The sequence below is a fragment of the Paenibacillus sp. FSL R5-0923 genome (assembly GCF_038009145.1).
GTDB lineage: Bacteria > Bacillota > Bacilli > Paenibacillales > Paenibacillaceae > Paenibacillus_AQ.
Genome location: NZ_JBBPAT010000001.1, coordinates 514,693 through 532,045, shown reverse-complemented (window position 1 = coordinate 532,045; position 17,353 = coordinate 514,693). Strand labels below are relative to the sequence as shown.

Sequence of the window (17,353 nt, the reverse complement as noted above, 5' to 3'; positions counted from 1 at the left end):
ACTGGGGAATTTTTCTCGGTCTTATTTTTTTTGTTTTGTACAAAATAGAGTTAAGCGATCAAGCATAACCTTATCGAAAAAAAGTGTCTCTATATTTTTTATGATATTTTAAATACGGCAAAGTAAAAGCAAAAAAATAAAATTTTGGGAGTGGAAAAATGGTATTATCCATGGAATGTGATTACTCATCAAAAGTTTATTTAGAAAAACTCAATGCCTATTGGCGTGCTACGAACTATGTTTCCGTAGGTCAACTGTATTTAAAAGATAACCCGTTGTTAAAGGAGCCAATGAAGGATGCAGATTTAAAGATTAAGCCCATCGGACACTGGGGCACTATTCCTGGCCAAAACTTTATTTATGCCCATTTGAATCGTGTAATTACTAAATATGATTTGAACATGTTCTATATTGAAGGTCCTGGTCACGGTGGTCAGGTTATGGTTTCAAATTCCTATCTGGATGGTAGTTACACGGAAATTTATCCTGAAATTACGCAAGATATCACAGGTATGAAGAAATTGTTCAAACAATTCTCATTCCCAGGTGGGATTGCTTCACATGCCGCTCCTGAAACACCTGGTTCTATTCATGAGGGCGGTGAATTAGGTTATTCTCTTTCTCATGGTGTCGGTGCCATACTGGATAATCCCGATTTGATATCGGCTGTTGTGATTGGCGATGGCGAGGCTGAAACTGGACCACTAGCTACTTCATGGTTCTCCAACAGATTCATCAACCCAGTTACCGATGGTGCGGTCCTGCCGATCTTGCACTTGAATGGATTCAAAATCAGTAACCCAACGATCTTATCTCGTCAATCGAAAGAAGAAATTACCGCCTACTTTAAAGGTATGGGGTGGCAACCATTCTTTATTGAAGGTGAAGATCCTGATCTAATGCATCCAGAAATGGCCAAGGTGCTCGATACTATCGTCGAAAGAATTGAAGAGATTCAAAAAAATGCGCGTGAGAACAATAATCTTACTCGTCCGGTCTGGCCAATGCTGGTCTTCCGCTCTCCTAAGGGTTGGACAGGTCCAGAGCAATGGGAAGGTGTGCCCATTAAAAATTCGTTCCGTGCCCATCAGGTGCCAATTCCGGTTGACCAAAAAAATATGAAATACGCGCCAGCGTTGCTGGAGTGGCTGAACAGCTATAGACCGGAAGAGTTATTCGACGACAATGGCCGTTTGAAAGCTGAAATTGCCGAGATCCTGCCTTCAGGAGACAGCCGTATGGCTATGAATCCTGTAACTAACGCCGGCAACCTGATTAAAGACCTGCATTTGCCAGATTACCGCAACTTTACGCTTGACAATTCCGTACCAGGTCAAGTTATTGCACAAGATATGTCCGTTCTGGGTAAATACCTGAAGGAAGTTATTTCTCTTAACGAAGGAAATCGCAATTTCAGAATTTTCGGACCGGATGAAACGATGTCTAATCGTCTGGGACCTATCTTTGAAGTAACCAAACGGCAATGGCTGGATCAAATTAAGGAACCAAATGATGAATTTCTCTCATCTTATGGACGTGTTATCGATTCTCAATTGTCCGAGCATCAGGCAGAGGGTTTTCTTGAAGGGTATGTGTTGACTGGCCGTCATGGTTTCTTTGCAAGTTATGAAGCTTTCTTGCGTGTAGTCGATTCTATGATTACTCAACATTTCAAATGGCTGCGTAAGGCAAAGGATCAAAGCTGGCGTGCAGATATCCCATCCTTAAATGTGGTGGCAACTTCAACCGTATTCCAACAAGACCACAATGGTTACACTCACCAAGATCCAGGTATATTAGGTCACTTAGCTGACAAAAAGTCTGAATTTATCCGTGAGTATTTACCTGCGGATGCGAACTCCTTGCTGGCTGTCTTTGATACTGTCTTAAACGACCGTCAAAAAATAAACCTAATCGTTACGTCCAAACAACCGCGACTACAGTGGTTTAGTGCTGACGAAGCACAAGAATTGGTTGGAAAAGGCCTGAAGATTATTGATTGGGCAAGCACCGATCAAGGTGGAGAGCCGGATGTTGTCATTGCTTCTGCAGGTACAGAACCAACAATTGAAAGCTTGGCAGCAATCTCCATCCTGCATGAGAAACTGCCTGAACTTAAGATTCGATATATCAACGTGGTGGACTTATTAAAACTAAGAAGTCGAAAACAGGATCCTCGTGGCTTATCTGACGAAGAGTTTGATCAGTTTTTTACAAAAGACAAACCTGTTATCTTCGCTTTCCACGGTTATGAAGGTCTGATTAGAGACTTTTTCTTTGAGCGTCATAACCATAACCTGCATGTACATGGATACCGTGAGAATGGGGACATTACAACTCCATTCGATATGCGTGTATTGAATCAGATGGATCGCTTTGACCTGACGAAGGAGACTATTCTCAGCTTGCCTGATGCGGATGAACATAAGACCATCTTGGATGAAATGGATGCGATCCTTAAGAAACATCATCAATACATTCGTGAAGAGGGAAATGATTTACCAGAAATAGAGAACTGGGTGTGGAAGCCACTGAAATAAAAACATGGTGTAACGGGTGTAGTGAAGTAAAAGACATCTTAGGGTGTCTTTTACTTTTTATGATAATTTTTACCTTTGACAGAATGAATGCGATTTCATATGATATATGTAACCGGTTACCTAGATTTGGACAATCATAAAATCACATATACTTGTCGCATCTTAAAGAGGAATCATATTTTTTTTAAGAATGTGGAACCGGTTCCACATACCTCAACAGGAGTCTCATCCGTCATTATTTCTCCAAACGAGCAAGAAGCAGAAATGCTTATGAAGTCCCTTGGTTTTCGCGAAAAGTACAAAGAAAAGCTAATTGTCACAAACGGAAAAGATGGAATTATTTATTACAAAAATGGAGAAAATATTTTCATCAAAGCGCCAGAGGTTCAAACAGTAGATACCATGGGTACAGGGTCGGTGCTCAAGGAGGGATGCCTTTATTAAAAGAGCTGAAACAATTCATGGGCTGAGGGTATACTAGGAGGCGATTCTTTAATGCTAAGAAAAGAACCAAACGCATTAACACCACAGATGTATGCTGAGCTTCGCCGAAAAGTGGATTTTCAAGAATATTCATTAGAAGATGTCGCACAGGCCTTAGAGAAGACGCTATTTTCAGTTGTTATATTCGATGATCATAAACCAATTGGTATTGGTCGAATTGTCGGTGACGATAGAATTGTGTTCTTCATTAAGGATGTAGTAGTTGATCCTGAATACCAGAAGCAATCAATTGGATATACTATTATGCATTCCTTAATGAATTACATTCAGGAAAAAGCGTGCGAGAACGCATATATAGGTTTAATGGCTACGCCGAATACAGAGAAATTCTACGAGAAATTCGGATTTATTCAACGTCCTAATCAGGATTTTGGCCACGGAATGGTTAAATTTGTAGATAAATCATATAAAATTGATAACCCGATGGAGGATAAATAATATGTTAAAAAGACCAATTATAATTGATACAGATCCTGGGATTGATGACGCAGTAGCTATAGCTATTGCTTTGTATAGTGAAGAACTTGATGTCAAGCTAATCACAACTGTAGCTGGGAATGTGGGCGTAGACAAAGTAACAAACAATGCATTAAAGCTGCTGAAATATTTTAAAAAGGAAGTTCCCGTTGCCATGGGTGCGGCTGCCCCGCTGATTAGAACACCTCAAGATGCGAGTAATGTGCATGGTGTTAGCGGAATGGAAGGTTTTGATTTTGAAGAACCTACAAATGATCTTTTGCTGGAAGAGAATGCAGTTAATGCCATGTATAAGGTGATTAAAGAAAGTACAACCCCGATTACGCTTGTTCCGATTGGACCGCTTACGAATATTGCATTATTGTTGAAAATTTATCCCGAGGTAAAGAATAACATTCAAGATATCGTTCTAATGGGGGGATCAGCCTCCAGAGGAAATATGGGGGTAATGTCTGAATTTAATATTCATGTGGATCCGGAAGCTGCAAAAATTGTGTTTGATAGTGGACTTCCGATTGTTATGGCTGGTTTAGACGTTGGATGGAAAGCGCTTGTATTACCAGAAGACTCTGCCCAATTAGAAAACATGAACGATGTTGGGAAAATGATTCACAGCCTCTTTCAGCGGTACCGTGGCGGCAGCATGAAGACCGGGTTAAAAATGTATGATAGCTGTGCCATTGCCTATTTGTTAAAACCAGAAATGTTTGAAACGGTTGAGACTCACGTGGATATCGAACTGAACGGCAGTATGACAGCAGGAACTACAATCGTTGATTTGAAAGGATATTTAGGTAGACCTAATAATGCCAAAGTGTGTCTTGATATCGATCAGCAATTATTTCGAGAATGGCTATTAGATAGCTTGAGAAAGTGCAACTAACGAACTAACACCAACTAAATGGGGGACAGCGCGATGGACATAATCATGTACGGCTCTGCGATTCTGGCGATTGTTATTATTGTATATATGTTAATAAAGCAGATGGATATTAAGATTACACTATTCTTCATTGGTATTGTTCTAATGTTCATTGGAATACTAATGGGTAATGGAATAAGTGCTAAAGGGTTTGAATCTTCGGGTGCTGTATGGTTAGATCCATTGGTAGCCATAGCGGACCAGTTTAAATCGTCACTCACATCTGCTGGTTTTATCATTCTTATTCTTGGTGGATATACAGCATACATGTCCTATATTAATGCGAATGATGTGACCGTCAATGTATTAACGAAACCACTAGGTAAAATTAAATCGGTATATATTCTTGTGCCAGTAGTCTTTTTGCTAGGAAATTTGTTGTCTCTTGTAATACCTAGTGCCTCAAACCTGGCTATAATCTTACTTGCAACATTATTCCCTGTGTTGAAAAAAGCTGGAATGTCAACGTTATCCGCAGCTGCGATTATTGCTACATCTGCGACCATCGTACCAACGCCAATGGGCGGGGATAACGTGGCAATTGCAACTGAATTAGCACAATATGCTGAGTATGCAGGTTTGACCGTAACAGATTATGTATTCCGTTACCACGCGTTAGTCTCCATCCCTACATTATTAGTAATGGCTGTTGTACATTATTTCTGGCAAAAACGTATGGATAAAAAGATGGGCGTCGACACAGAACACGCAGAAGTTGAACTAAAGGATGTTAAGCTAGTGGAAGGTGGAAAGCTGTTTACAACGGTTTACGCTTTGTTGCCAGTGCTTCCTATCCTGTTCTTGATCGTAGTATTTATACTTCAATCTGCATCTAGTATGACTATTAATATAAGCGTTGAGGTAGTTGCCTTATTATCTTTCGCTATTGCGATTGTTTGTGAATTAATCCGTAAAAGGAATGCAAAGCAAGTGTTAGATGGTACAGAGCATTTCTTTAAAGGCATGGGCAGCGCGGTTCCAATTGTTGTTCTGCTGGTTGCGGCTTCTGTATTCGTTACTGGATTGAAATCAATTGGACTTATTGAATCCTTGGAAACAGCGATGACTGGTATTCACGGTTCCAGCCTTGGATTTATTCTTCCACTCATTCTCGTTGCCTTGACTGCTCTAATCGTTATTTTGAGCGGTAGCGGTACGGCGCTCTTCTATTCGATGATTCCTTTATTGGTTCCTCTTGCTAACGCTGCGGGTATTAACCCAATTGCAGTTACAGTGCCAATGGGTCTTGCAGGTAACCTGTTTAGAGCAGTTTCTCCAGTCGCGGCCGTTGTTCTTATTGTAGCTGGCTCCGTTAAGAAGAATCCGATTGAGATTGTAAAACGCACATCTGTGCCAATGCTTGTGGGTGTAGTCTTTATGTTCATCCTGTCCATGATCGTATTTTTATAACTAGGATATCCGGCGTAGCATAGCTGCTGTTCTGGCTCCATTAAGTATTCAGAAGGGGATGTTCCATAGCCAATGTTCATGGCTATTAGGACATCCCCTTTCGCTATTTCTTAGACTTTTTATCCCTACACTCCCAGAGATTGTGGTAATATATTACAATTAGACGATTACCATATGGGAGGTATGTGAGTGAAGCATAAATGGATGAACTCGCCGTACACCTTTGCTTTAGGGATGTTTGCGATGATGGTTCCCAGTCAGGCTTTTAGTTCTTTTTACAGTTATTTTTATGTGGAGAAATTGGGCTTGGGCATTGGACTTGCCACACTGGCCAGAACAATCTTTCTGATCTGGGATGCGGTGAATAATCCGCTGTTTGGATACTGGTCAGACCGCACAAATACCCGCTATGGTCGGCGTAGACCCTGGGTGTTCGGCTCGATTCCGCTATTTATGCTGGCGTTTGTGCTGGTGTTCTCTCCACCCGGCGGTTTATCCGAGAATGGACTCTTCACTTGGTTTCTAGTGACACTTATTTTCTATGAGGCTGTCGCTACGGTCTTGTGGGTGAACTATGGCGCACTGCTTCCGGAGCTCTTCCGTGGAGATCGTATTCGGGCAAAAGCCTCGGTGATTCAGCAAGGGTATCAAGTGGTTGCTCTGTTAATCGGTACGGCTCTAACGCCAAAACTTTTCGCAGCAATTAACTTCTCTAATATGGCTATTGTGTATGCCTGTGTCTTCGGCGTGTTTATGTTTTTATGTATGATGAATGTCCAAGAGAAGAAAGAGACCACTAAGACTGAACCGTTGAAGCTCATCCCGGCTTTTCGGGAAACGATTCGGAATAAGAAGTTCTGGGTGTTTAATATTTCGAACTCTTTTGCCCAAACGGTTAATGGACTTGTAAGCTCGATGATTCCCTTTTATGCAAAATATGTTCTACATATTTCAGAAGCACAGGTATCTATTATGCTCGCGGCTGTCTTTGTCTCGGTCATTCCATTAGTGTTCGTGTGGTATTGGATTATTCGTAAGATGGATGGGGTCAAGGCATGGCGGCTATCGCTTATCCTATATGCTTTATCTGTCATTCCGCTATGGTTCGGTTATGATCTTGTAAGTGGTGTGGCCGCTGGCATTGTTGTTGGTTTCGGACTAGCAGGATTTCTAGTAACCCCGGCAATCGTAGGTGGAAAAATTATTGATGAGGATGCGGAGAAGACAGGTCTGAGAAGAGAAGGCATCTATACCGCGGTAAGTGGATTCATCACTCGCTCGAGCGGATTAATCTCGGCGCTGGCTTTTTTCATTGTAGGGATGATCTTTGGTTACAAGGGTGGCGATGACCCAGGGTCTGATCCAGAAGCAACGTTCAGGTATTTAATAAGCGTGGTGCCGTTATGTCTGCTAGCGATATCTGTTGTCATATCTTTTACTATTAAATTTACATTTACGGGGCAATTGAGAGGTGATGCTGACTATGAGCAAAAGATTAATCATCAATTGTGATGATTTTGGGCAAAGCCCTGCCATGAATCAGGCGATTATGCATCTATTAGAAGAGGGAAAAGTATCTTCAGCGACGATCATGGCGGTGGCCCCTGGATTCGAGGAGGCAGCTAGATGGTGTAGCCGTAGGCAACAACAAAATGTGGGCCTTCATTTGACGATGACTAGTGAGTTTGAGGCTTTACGCTGGAGCAGCCTGACGGGGGACTCTTCACTACATGACGATGGCGGGCATCAATATAAGACGGTAAAAGAGTTTGAGCAGGGGGCGCAGACAAAAGCTGTGCTGAAGGAGATTGTTGCGCAGTATGAGAGAGTGAAACAATCCGGAATAGTGATTAGTCATGTAGACAACCATATGGGAAGTTTATATGGCATGGAAACGGGACGTAGCTTGCTCCCGCAGACGTTGTGGAGAATTTCGCGCTGGGGATTGCCATCCCGGTTCTTTCGATACATCCATCCAGAGGATCCTCTTCTGGGATCGCTGAAAAATATTGAACGTCCTGTTGCACTTGGATCCGGGCTGGCCGATACACTTGGAGTCCCGATTCCTGATTACTTGTTGTCGCATCCTTTTGGTGTGGAAGAGGGTGAGACGTACGATCGTTTCAAACAATCCATTATTGCCAAGATGTATTCGCTACCTGATGGTGTTAGTGAAACCTATATTCATCCCGGAATCGACGATCCGTGGATGCTTGCAAATATACCACATTGGGAGAAGCGAGTCTGGGAATACCGTCTACCCTTTGATGATGATTTTACCTATGCGATTCGTGATGCTAGTGTTGAATTAACGGACTATCGCTATGTACAGGAGCATTTAAAGCGCCCACGAGTAAAATCTGCGGGGAGACTGCTGAAGAAACTGATAAGTTCATGAGGAAAATAAAAAGACACCTTGAGGGGTGTCTTTTGACTATCCCATTAAACCCTTCAGTCCATTCAAGAATGGAGAAATAGATTTAATCATATTATAGCCCATTTTCACAACCGGCATGGTTCTTTGGATCATCCCTACGAAGCCCATAATTCTACCGAATCCTGAAGCGCCTGAACTTGCAGCCTCGGTAGCCCCTGCAGCTCCTCCTCCCATTCCAAAAAGTGAGCCGAATAACGGCATGAGTCCTGATACGTTCGCTTTCCGGGAGCGGGAAGAAGAGTGTTTTTTTGATTTTTTGTTTTTATTTTTATTTTTACGTGGTTTGGAGAGGGTCAATCCATCCTTATCGAGGCCAGTTATCCATCCTACATACGTACGTCCATCATGAAGCGTAACGCACACAGGTCTACCCTTGAGCTGTTCAGCTCGCTTGCGAATTTTTGCTCTGTTTGACATTTGTGGATCACCTCATTGGTCTATTTAATTCTATATTACTCAGATATTCTGGTGTTGCTTGTGCGGGTTCATCATTAATATGAAAAGAAAGTCCAAAAAATTGGATGAGGAAACGACGTTATACATAAATATCGATTTCCAAGTATCTCTCGTGAAAGCCCATTGCATTTATAAAGGTGTTCTTCGGCTTATAAGATTCGAATACCCATTAGTGAAGGGGGTGGAAGGATGTTATCTGCATGGATTGGGAGTATTACTTTTGCGGGAGCGGCGATTCTTTACATATTACTGTCTTTAGGATTACCTTATGGTGAATTTGCAATGGGTGGCAAACATAGAATCATGCCCTCACAGATGAGGATTGCGTGTGCGATCTCAGTTGTTATACAACTGATTGCAATCTTGTACTTGTTGCAGGCAGGCAACGTGATTTCTATTGGATTACCTTTTGATAGAGGCGTATGTTACTTTTTTACAGTCTATCTAATTCTCAATACCGTAATGAATATATTATCGAAGAGTAGAAAAGAAAGACTTGTGATGACACCTTTGTCTTTAATCACGGCAATTTGTTTTGGGTTTACTGCCATCATGAGTGGGTCTTGAGAGAGTTATTATCAGATAAAGATTCGACGTGTTTTGATCTTATGTATGCGCTTTCTTAGGACGTATCTGTATAAGGTGTGTTTTTTTGTATGTCTAGAGACTCTTGATCTAATAAAATAACAATGTGACCTAGGTCTTTCTTCACACGTTAATATATTTGACACGAATTTATATTAATTTTACAATCCTATACTTTTTCGTCATGTTTGTGTGATATAATATCACCGAAATTATGTAAAAAATACTAGGGGGAATAAATCTTTATGGGATGGAAGACACGATGGAACAAGCCTCTCGCTTCTGTACTAGCAACTGCAGTGCTTTCAGCACAGGTACTAGGTGGAGTCGTTTTGGGTACGGTTTGGAGTCCGGACAAAGTAGCTGCTGCACCTGCTACACCTGCTTCTGGAGCCAAGGTTGAGCTCCGTTTGATGAGCACAACGGATGTGCACACTAATGTGTATGGTTGGGATTATTTTAAGGGTGCACCATCTGTAACCGTCGGTCTTGACCGCACAGCAAGTCTGGTGAAACAAGCGAGAGCCGAAAAACCCAACAACCTCCTGCTTGACAATGGGGACTTGATTCAAGGAACCCCGCTGGGTACGTACGTGGCGAAGAAATCAGAACTGAAAGATCCAAATGAGATTCATCCGATGATTGCGGCTATGAATGTTATGAAATATGATGCTGCGACTTTTGGCAATCATGAATTCAATTATGGTTTGCAATTTTTAGATCGTACTATAAATGGTAGCGATGGCAAGAAGAAGTCAACTACCGGTGCAAATTTTGATTATGTGAATGCGAACATATATAAAATGGATGGCACGAATGCCTTTGATCCTTTTGTTATCATACCTAAAACAATAAAAGACAGTAATGGTACAGAACAAACGATTCAAGTTGGACTGATCGGCCTGGTTACTCCACAGATCATGGAATGGGATAAGGTTAATCTGGAGAACGAAGTCACCGTTAAAGATATTGCCGCAACGGCTGCGGAGTTTGTTCCAGAAATGAAAGCTAAAGGAGCAGATGTCATTGTTGCTATGGCCCATACTGGGTTTGATATCAACGCTGTTATAGGTGATGGTTCTGAAAATGACATTAACGCCTTGAGTAAGGTTCCGGGTATCGATGCGATCACATTCTCACATACCCATAAGGTATTCCCAACGGGAAACGACAGCACACTGGATGCTATGTTCAAAGATCCGGATACTAAAAAGCCTTACAATAACGATAAGGCTGTGATCGATAATGCGAATGGTCACATTAACGGTACGCCTGCTGTACAAGCTGGCTACGGCGGTGCTTATTTAGGTCTAATTGATCTGGATATTGTATACGGTGATAAAGGCTGGGAAGTAGATAAGAAAAGCTCAAAAGCTTTAACTCGTTCTATCTATAAGACAGAGAATAAAGTGAATTATCCAACGGTCGAACCTGATCCAGCTGTAGATGATGCTGCTGCGGCAGCGCATAACGCTACTATTGTTTATACTGAACAGAAGCTGGGTGTGACAACGGCTCCAATGAACAGTTATTTTGCAATGGTTCAGGATGATCCTACGGTTCAGCTCGTAACGTATGCACAGAAGTGGTATGTTCAGAAGTATATTGATGTCAATGTTCCTCAATATAAGGACCTACCGATTCTGAGTGTCGGCGCTCCATTTAAAGCAGGACGTAACGGCCCAGAAGAATACACTAGTATTGATGAAGGCAACTTGACTATCCGTAGCGCAAGCGACCTCTATCTATACGATAACACGCTCAAAGCGATCAAGGTTAAGGGTTCTGTTGTTAAAGAGTGGTTGGAAATGAGCGCGGGTGCATTTAACCGCATCAAACTTGGAATCTCGACTCCGCAGTCTCTGTTGAATCCGGAATTCCAAGTCTTTAATTTTGATGTGATTGATGGGGTCCAATATAAAATTGATGTAACGAAAAACGCGAAGTACAATCCGGATGGCTCCATTAATGATGCTTCATCGAGTCGTGTGACGGAAGTGACTTACAATGATCAGCCTTTAGATCTTGATCAGGATTTTATTGTTGTCACTAACAATTACCGTGCAAGCGGTGGTGGTAACTTCCCGGGCGTTAAAGGCTCAGAGTTGGTAGTGGACTCTCAAGATGAGAATCGTCAGGTCTTGATGGACTATATCAGTGAAGCTGGAACGATTGATCCTACTGCTGATGGCAACTGGTCATTGGCACCTATTAAGGGTAGTGTGAAAGTAACGTTCACTACAACGCCTAAAGCAGCAAGTGTACTTCCGGCGAACATATACGATATGGGTCAGCAAAACGATAAAGGCTTCGGAATTTTCGAACTGGATCTAAGTGTGAAAACTCCTGCACCAACTGCAGATGTTGAAGTTCACCTTATTGGAATCAATGACTTCCATGGTCAACTAGACACAGTTTCTACAGTGAGCAATAAGTCTGTAGGCACAGCAGCTTACCTCGCGACTTACTTGAAACAGGCTCGTGCAAAGTACGAGAACTCCTTGCTCTTCCATAACGGTGACTCCGTAGGAGCATCGGCACCTGTATCCTCGCTTGAGCGCGATGAGCCGACTCATGCTTGGATGAATATGATGAAATTTGATGTAGGTTCCTTGGGTAACCATGAGTTCGACCAAGGTGTTGATGCGCTAATGACACAGCTTTATGGTGGTGCTGATCCAAAGAACAAAAAAATTATCCATGCTGGATCTGATTTTGATTATGTGAGTGCTAATGCAGTGTATGCCAAAAACGGCGAACCCATTATCAATCCTTATGTAATCAAAGAAGTCGGTGGTGTGAAGATCGGCTTTATAGGTCTTGTAACCAAATCCACACCAAGCAAGGTTGCACCTTCTGGAACAGTGGGCGTACACTTCCTCTCTCCAGAGGAGGAAGTAGCGGCTGTTGAGAAATATGCGAAGGAGCTTCAATCTAAAGGTGTAGAAACAATCATCGTGCTTGCACATGATCCAGCCTCTACTAAAGATGGAGTAACTACAGGCGAAGCGGCTGATCTGGCCAATGCGCTCCCTGCGAACTCCCCTGTTGACGTTATCGTTGCTGGTGATAACCATGCACTGGCAAACGGAACGGTAAACGGCAAGTTGATTGTACAGGCGTACTCTTACGGTACAGCATTTGAAGATATCAAATTGGTCATTGACCATAAAACAGGAGATGTGAAGAGTAAGTCTGCTGTGGTAACTTCCACCTTCCATGATGGTGTAACACCAGATCCGGAAAGTGTGGCACTGGTAAATGCTTACCTTGAGAAGCATCCTGAACTTACCCAACCAGTGGGTACAACTGATGGAACCGTAACTCGTACGGATGCTTATACCAAAGAAGCTGCCCTCGGTAACCTAATTGCTGATTCTATGCGCACTGCTGATTTTGGTGATGGTGCAAAGGCTGCTGATTTTGCCTTTATGAATCCGGGTGGTATCCGTGCGGATCTTCCGAAGGGTCCTGTAACCTTCGGAGACCTTGCTAAAATTCAGCCGTTCGGCAACACGCTTGTGAAGCTGACTCTGACGGGAGCACAAATTAAAACGTTACTGCAACAGCAATGGAATGTGAAAGCTGATGGAACACCAGATATCAAAACGCTGCAAATTTCCGGACTGAAATATACAGCGAATATGTATCTTCCAGTAAAGGATCGTGTTGCGAATCTTACTTTGACTAATGGAACACCAATTGATCCTATGCAGAAATATACGGCAGTAGTGAATAACTTTATGGCTGCGGGTGGAGATAACTACAAGGTTCTGACTGAAGCGAGTGATTCTCTGGCTGGTCCGATTGATTTGGACGTATTCTACGATTACATTGTGAAGACGTTTGATCGCAAAGAGATCAGGGCGGCAATTGAAGGTCGTATTACTAACAAAGAGAAGGCTGATGATACGGGATCGGGCAGTGGCGATGGAAGTTCTAATGTTGTAACTCCAACACCTACTCCAACCGTGAAACCATCAGCAACGCCAGCTCCATCGGCTACTCCAGCACCAACTACTGCCCCAGCAGCAAGCTTCAAAGATCTGGGTAAGGTAGTCTGGGCGCAAGAAGCTATTCAAGCATTGGCTGCTAAGGGCATTATAAAAGGATTGGATGCAAATACTTTTGCGCCAACTAAAACAGTGACTAGAGCAGAATTTATTACAATGCTGGTACGCGCACTGAATCTGACGGGTTCGGCAACAACCAGTTCATTCAGCGACGTTAAGCAAGGAGTTTGGTACACGGATTCTATCGCCCTTGCGGTGAAGGCCGGACTTGTACAAGGCTCTGGAAATGGTAAATTTGAACCGGGTCGTGAAGTGACTCGTGAAGAGATGGCTATTATGATTGCTAATGCATTGAAAGATAAACTACAGCCGATTGATAAGAATGCAGCGCTGGGCAAGTTTGCAGACAAGTCCAGTATTGCTCCTTACGCACAGGACGCTATAGCACAACTGACCCAATTGGGGATTGTTAACGGTGTTGAGGGTGGTAAATTTGCACCTAAGGGCATAGCTAACCGCGCTCAAGCGGCAGTCATTATCTACCGTATGCTTGAACAAGCTTCATAATCCGATAGTTCTTCTAAAAAGTGTATCGATGATCCCTAATAGGGACTCGGTACACTTTTTCTTTTTACATTAGGTATTGCCCTTTGCGCTAATATATGATAATTTAGTTCTGCACTGCATGATTCTTTTATATTTTGTGCGGTCGTGGCGGAATTGGCAGACGCGCACGGTTCAGGTCCGTGTGGGTTAATCCCCGTGGAGGTTCGAGTCCTCTCGACCGCATACCTAAGTGCTTATAAATTAGCTGTACTTTTGAATTGCTCTTCAACCTGAAGAGCCTTTTTCTATTTATAAGGATATTTCAGATTTGGATAACTCTAATGTAAAAGAAGTGAAGCGAAGATGGAACCTAATGTAAATGTCAATACGAAGCGAAGTGTGCGGTTTCTTGAAAAATATTTTTCAGGAGAATCGTTAGATTATCGCCATATGATTGCTTTATTTATCCCTATTCTGGTAGATCAAGCCTTTATAGTGGGGCTAAATCTAGTGAATACGGCTATGATCAGTTCGTCTGGTGTGGCGGCTATCAGTGCGGTGAACATGATTGATTCCCTTAATCTTTTTCTCATTAGTGTGTTTATCGCGGTATCAACAGGTGGTACGGTTGTCGTAGCGCAGTATAAAGGAAGCGGTAATAGTCTTATGGTATCAAAAGCTACCGCAGGCGCCACTTCATCGGTTTCCCTTATGGCTTTTGTTATTGGTATGTTTGGTATTCTTTTTCATAATCCGCTGTTGAACTTACTATTTGGAGCAGCTTCACCCGAGGTAATGCACAACGCCCGAATCTATTTGATTGGGAGCTGTATCTCCTATCTTGGTATAGCTGTGGTAGAGGCGGTGTGTGGTGCTCTTCGGGGAATCGGAAGGACGAGAGCCTCGCTTGCGCTATCGCTCATTATGAATTTAGTTTACGTCCTCTTGAATCTCGTATTTATTAACCTTTTGCATATGGGCGTTCTAGGAATGACCATTTCTATAAATATAGCTCGATATTTGGGCGCGATATGCGCTCTGTATTATCTGTTCCGGATGGACAATGAACTGCATATTCGAATTCGTGACTTACTGGTGGTTCAATTCTCCATGCTCAAAAAAATAATGTTCATCGGTATGCCGTTTGCGGCGGAGCAGATGTTCTTTAATGGTGGTAAGATTCTGACGCAAGTCTTTATCGTCAGTCTCGGTACTTACGCGCTTGCTACAAATGCTATCGCCTCTTCCTTTGCGGGGATTATGCAAATTCCGGGTAATGCGTTGTCTTTGACGATTATTACAGTGGTCGGACAATGTATGGGAAGCAATAATGTTAAGGATGCTCGGAAATTTATTAAATCGTTTCTCGTAGCATCTTCCCTTTCCTTTGTGGTGATGGGATTGTTAGTTATGCCTTTCTTCCATCCGCTAGTGTCGATGTTTCATCCACCTGCGGAGATTGTGAGGGATATTTTCATAATTGTACTTATCAATACAATCGTACAAATACCGTTGTGGTCTGTTAGCTTCATAACACCGTCAGCGCTTAGAGCGGCGGGTGATTCCAAGTTCACATCCATGGTGTCTATGTTAAGTATGTGGTTGTTCCGTGTAGTACTCGGATACATCTTAGGTATTGTTCTCGATTTCGGTCTACTTGGGGTTTGGTTAGCTATGAACTGTGAGTGGGGAATAAGAGGATTCATATTTCTACGGCGTTTCATGGGTAAGAAGTGGGTTCAGCATCGTGTTATATAGTAAAAGTAAAAGACACCCCGTGTGGGTGTCTTTTTGTTTGCCATGCATGTAGTATTATTATTTGATCTGTGAGAACAAATCATTCAAAGCTTCACTCATTGTAGGGTGAGTAAAGATATGATCTCTCAAAAAGGTAAAATCTTGCCCTGTTTGTATTGCCATGCTCACGATATTAATCACTTCGCTGGATTCCGCACAGAACAATGTAGCTCCTAGGATTTTATTAGTTTTTGCATCCACAATTGCTTTTAGGAAGCCCTCGGTTTCGTTAATTAAGCGAGCACGTGGAATAGCTGCTGCAGGCAACTTAGCGACTTTAATTTCAAGTCCTTGTTCGACGGCTGCTTCTTCACTTATTCCTACTCTGGATAATGGGGGATCAATAAATACACTGTATGGAACAACGTCACGGTCATTTGTGGTATGGGAATGATCGCCGAAGAGATCATTTCGTACAATTCTATAATCATCTAATGAGATGTAGGTAAACTGTAATCCGCCTTTGACATCTCCGAGGGCCCATATATGGGGAACGGTGGTTTTTAGGGAAGGGTCCACCTTAATAGCTCCCCGATCTGTAACTTCTACACCGGCTGCTTCTAAATTTAATCCCTCAATGTTTGGTTTTCTACCTGTCGCAACCAGAACAGCATCGACTTTCAATTCTTGAATAGCACCATCTATCGAAAAGGAGATAACTGTTCCATCTTTAACATCCTTCATTCCTATAACCTTTGCATTCAGTTTGACCTCAATGTTCTTCTTGGTAAAGGTTTGGAGGACGGCGTCCGCGACATCGCGGTCTTCTTTAGGAATGAATTTCGAGGAACCCTCCAGCACCGTAACCTGTGAGCCGAATTGACTGTAGATCGAAGCGAATTCCAATCCAATATAACCACCACCAATGATGGCTAGTTTAGTTGGGAGCTCCTTAAGATCCATAATGGATGTGCTGGTATATACGAACTTACTATCTTGTATCCCATCAATAGTAGGAATGACGGTTTCAGCGCCCGTATTAATGAAGATTTTATCGGCGGTTAAGATTTTCGTCTCACCGGCATCCTTTACTTGAACTTCGTGATCCGATAAGAAGGAAGCTTCACCATTGATAACTTCTATATTCTCGTTCTGATTTAGATTATCGTAATTTTTTTGGCGTAGACTTGAAATAAGCTGATCCTTATTATGGACTGCTTCTATATAATCTTCCCCTTGATGGGCTTGATAAGCTAAGGATTTCGTAGGGATACAGGCGATGTTAATGCAAGTTCCACCGTACATTTTCTTAGAGCGTTCAATCACGGCTACTTTCCATTTTCGATTAGCTAGTTCTGTGGCAAGGGTCTTTCCGCCTTTACCGAAACCAATAATAATAGCGTCGAACTTGTTCATTTTAATACCTCCGGGTCACACAGGATGTTTTAAATTATGCATTAAATAGCATGTTGCTTTATTATTACCCTAAATCCGAAGGCCATTAAACGAACGATAAAGAGATTTGAAGACGAAAAAGAGATCTCCTCTAAATGGAGTCTCTTGATGGTAAATATCGATCTGCCATCGATCATGATTGTTTGACCCGTAATATAGTCGGAATCTTACTGTGTCATTTCTTCGATCGAACTCATTCTAGATGCATGTGCATTGCCGCCTTCTTTAACAATGAAAGAACTGAGTTCGAGGTGCTTAGGAGGGTCGCTTT

12 protein-coding genes and 1 tRNA gene are annotated in these 17,353 nt (G+C 42.4%); 11 read left to right on the top strand and 2 right to left on the bottom strand.

Going from position 1 to position 17,353, the window contains the following annotated elements:
- The first annotated feature begins 158 nt into the window (after positions 1 to 158).
- The 7 genes from MKX35_RS02295 to MKX35_RS02265 all read left to right on the top strand — a co-directional run bounded on the left by MKX35_RS02295 (position 159) and on the right by MKX35_RS02265 (position 8,251).
- Positions 159 to 2,540, top strand: a complete 2,382-nt coding sequence (locus tag MKX35_RS02295; protein WP_218641861.1) for a phosphoketolase family protein — start codon at positions 159 to 161, stop codon at positions 2,538 to 2,540.
- A gap of 192 nt (positions 2,541 to 2,732) precedes the next feature.
- Positions 2,733 to 2,984: a PfkB family carbohydrate kinase gene (locus tag MKX35_RS02290; protein WP_076299954.1), complete on the top strand. Its 252-nt coding sequence runs from the start codon at positions 2,733 to 2,735 to the stop codon at positions 2,982 to 2,984.
- A gap of 51 nt (positions 2,985 to 3,035) precedes the next feature.
- Positions 3,036 to 3,482 carry a GNAT family N-acetyltransferase gene (locus tag MKX35_RS02285; protein ID WP_076286680.1) on the top strand — a complete coding sequence of 149 codons (447 nt, stop codon included), beginning with the start codon at positions 3,036 to 3,038 and terminating at the stop codon, positions 3,480 to 3,482.
- Between the two features lies 1 nt (position 3,483).
- Positions 3,484 to 4,404 (top strand): ribonucleoside hydrolase RihC, encoded by a 921-nt coding sequence (gene rihC, locus MKX35_RS02280; RefSeq protein WP_076299953.1) that lies wholly within the window; start codon positions 3,484 to 3,486, stop codon positions 4,402 to 4,404.
- Positions 4,405 to 4,437: 33 nt separating this feature from the next.
- Positions 4,438 to 5,853 (top strand): C4-dicarboxylate transporter DcuC, encoded by a 1,416-nt coding sequence (dcuC, locus tag MKX35_RS02275; RefSeq protein ID WP_076286678.1) that lies wholly within the window; start codon positions 4,438 to 4,440, stop codon positions 5,851 to 5,853.
- Between the two features lie 189 nt (positions 5,854 to 6,042).
- On the top strand, positions 6,043 to 7,365 hold the full coding sequence (locus tag MKX35_RS02270) for an MFS transporter (RefSeq protein ID WP_076286677.1): 1,323 nt from the start codon (positions 6,043 to 6,045) through the stop codon (positions 7,363 to 7,365).
- Positions 7,337 to 8,251 carry a polysaccharide deacetylase family protein gene (locus MKX35_RS02265; RefSeq protein ID WP_076286676.1) on the top strand — a complete coding sequence of 305 codons (915 nt, stop codon included), beginning with the start codon at positions 7,337 to 7,339 and terminating at the stop codon, positions 8,249 to 8,251. Before MKX35_RS02270 ends, MKX35_RS02265 begins: the two co-directional genes overlap by 29 nt.
- Before the next feature lie 36 nt (positions 8,252 to 8,287).
- On the opposite strand, the gene MKX35_RS02260 is transcribed toward MKX35_RS02265, so the two are convergent.
- A complete protein-coding gene (locus MKX35_RS02260) occupies positions 8,288 to 8,707 on the bottom strand; it encodes a hypothetical protein (RefSeq protein ID WP_076286675.1) in 420 nt (139 codons plus the stop codon).
- A 228-nt stretch (positions 8,708 to 8,935) separates the two neighbouring features.
- Between MKX35_RS02260 and MKX35_RS02255 the strand changes: the two genes are divergently transcribed.
- From MKX35_RS02255 to MKX35_RS02240, 4 genes are all read left to right on the top strand, one after another.
- Positions 8,936 to 9,313 (top strand): hypothetical protein, encoded by a 378-nt coding sequence (locus MKX35_RS02255; RefSeq protein ID WP_076286674.1) that lies wholly within the window; start codon positions 8,936 to 8,938, stop codon positions 9,311 to 9,313.
- A 263-nt stretch (positions 9,314 to 9,576) separates the two neighbouring features.
- On the top strand, positions 9,577 to 13,911 hold the full coding sequence (locus MKX35_RS02250; protein ID WP_076299952.1) for a bifunctional 2',3'-cyclic-nucleotide 2'-phosphodiesterase/3'-nucleotidase: 4,335 nt from the start codon (positions 9,577 to 9,579) through the stop codon (positions 13,909 to 13,911).
- 138 nt (positions 13,912 to 14,049) lie between these two features.
- A tRNA-Leu gene (locus MKX35_RS02245) sits at positions 14,050 to 14,133 on the top strand.
- 120 nt (positions 14,134 to 14,253) lie between these two features.
- A complete protein-coding gene (locus tag MKX35_RS02240; protein WP_042184093.1) occupies positions 14,254 to 15,648 on the top strand; it encodes an MATE family efflux transporter in 1,395 nt (464 codons plus the stop codon).
- A 57-nt stretch (positions 15,649 to 15,705) separates the two neighbouring features.
- On the opposite strand, the gene MKX35_RS02235 is transcribed toward MKX35_RS02240, so the two are convergent.
- Positions 15,706 to 17,043 carry an FAD-dependent oxidoreductase gene (locus MKX35_RS02235; protein ID WP_076299951.1) on the bottom strand — a complete coding sequence of 446 codons (1,338 nt, stop codon included), beginning with the start codon at positions 17,041 to 17,043 and terminating at the stop codon, positions 15,706 to 15,708.
- Between the last annotated feature and the right edge of the window lie 310 nt (positions 17,044 to 17,353).

Excerpts from the sequence above, each read along its gene's own strand:
- MKX35_RS02295 (WP_218641861.1), top strand. The coding sequence starts at position 159 with ATGGTATTATCCATGGAATGTGATTACTCATCAAAAGTTTATTTAGAA.
- MKX35_RS02285 (WP_076286680.1), top strand. The coding sequence starts at position 3,036 with ATGCTAAGAAAAGAACCAAACGCATTAACACCACAGATGTATGCTGAG.
- rihC (WP_076299953.1), top strand. The coding sequence starts at position 3,484 with ATGTTAAAAAGACCAATTATAATTGATACAGATCCTGGGATTGATGAC.
- dcuC (WP_076286678.1), top strand. The coding sequence starts at position 4,438 with ATGGACATAATCATGTACGGCTCTGCGATTCTGGCGATTGTTATTATT.
- MKX35_RS02265 (WP_076286676.1), top strand. The coding sequence starts at position 7,337 with ATGAGCAAAAGATTAATCATCAATTGTGATGATTTTGGGCAAAGCCCT.
- MKX35_RS02260 (WP_076286675.1), bottom strand. The coding sequence starts at position 8,707 with ATGTCAAACAGAGCAAAAATTCGCAAGCGAGCTGAACAGCTCAAGGGT.
- MKX35_RS02255 (WP_076286674.1), top strand. The coding sequence starts at position 8,936 with ATGTTATCTGCATGGATTGGGAGTATTACTTTTGCGGGAGCGGCGATT.
- MKX35_RS02250 (WP_076299952.1), top strand. The coding sequence starts at position 9,577 with ATGGGATGGAAGACACGATGGAACAAGCCTCTCGCTTCTGTACTAGCA.
- MKX35_RS02240 (WP_042184093.1), top strand. The coding sequence starts at position 14,254 with ATGGAACCTAATGTAAATGTCAATACGAAGCGAAGTGTGCGGTTTCTT.
- MKX35_RS02235 (WP_076299951.1), bottom strand. The coding sequence starts at position 17,043 with ATGAACAAGTTCGACGCTATTATTATTGGTTTCGGTAAAGGCGGAAAG.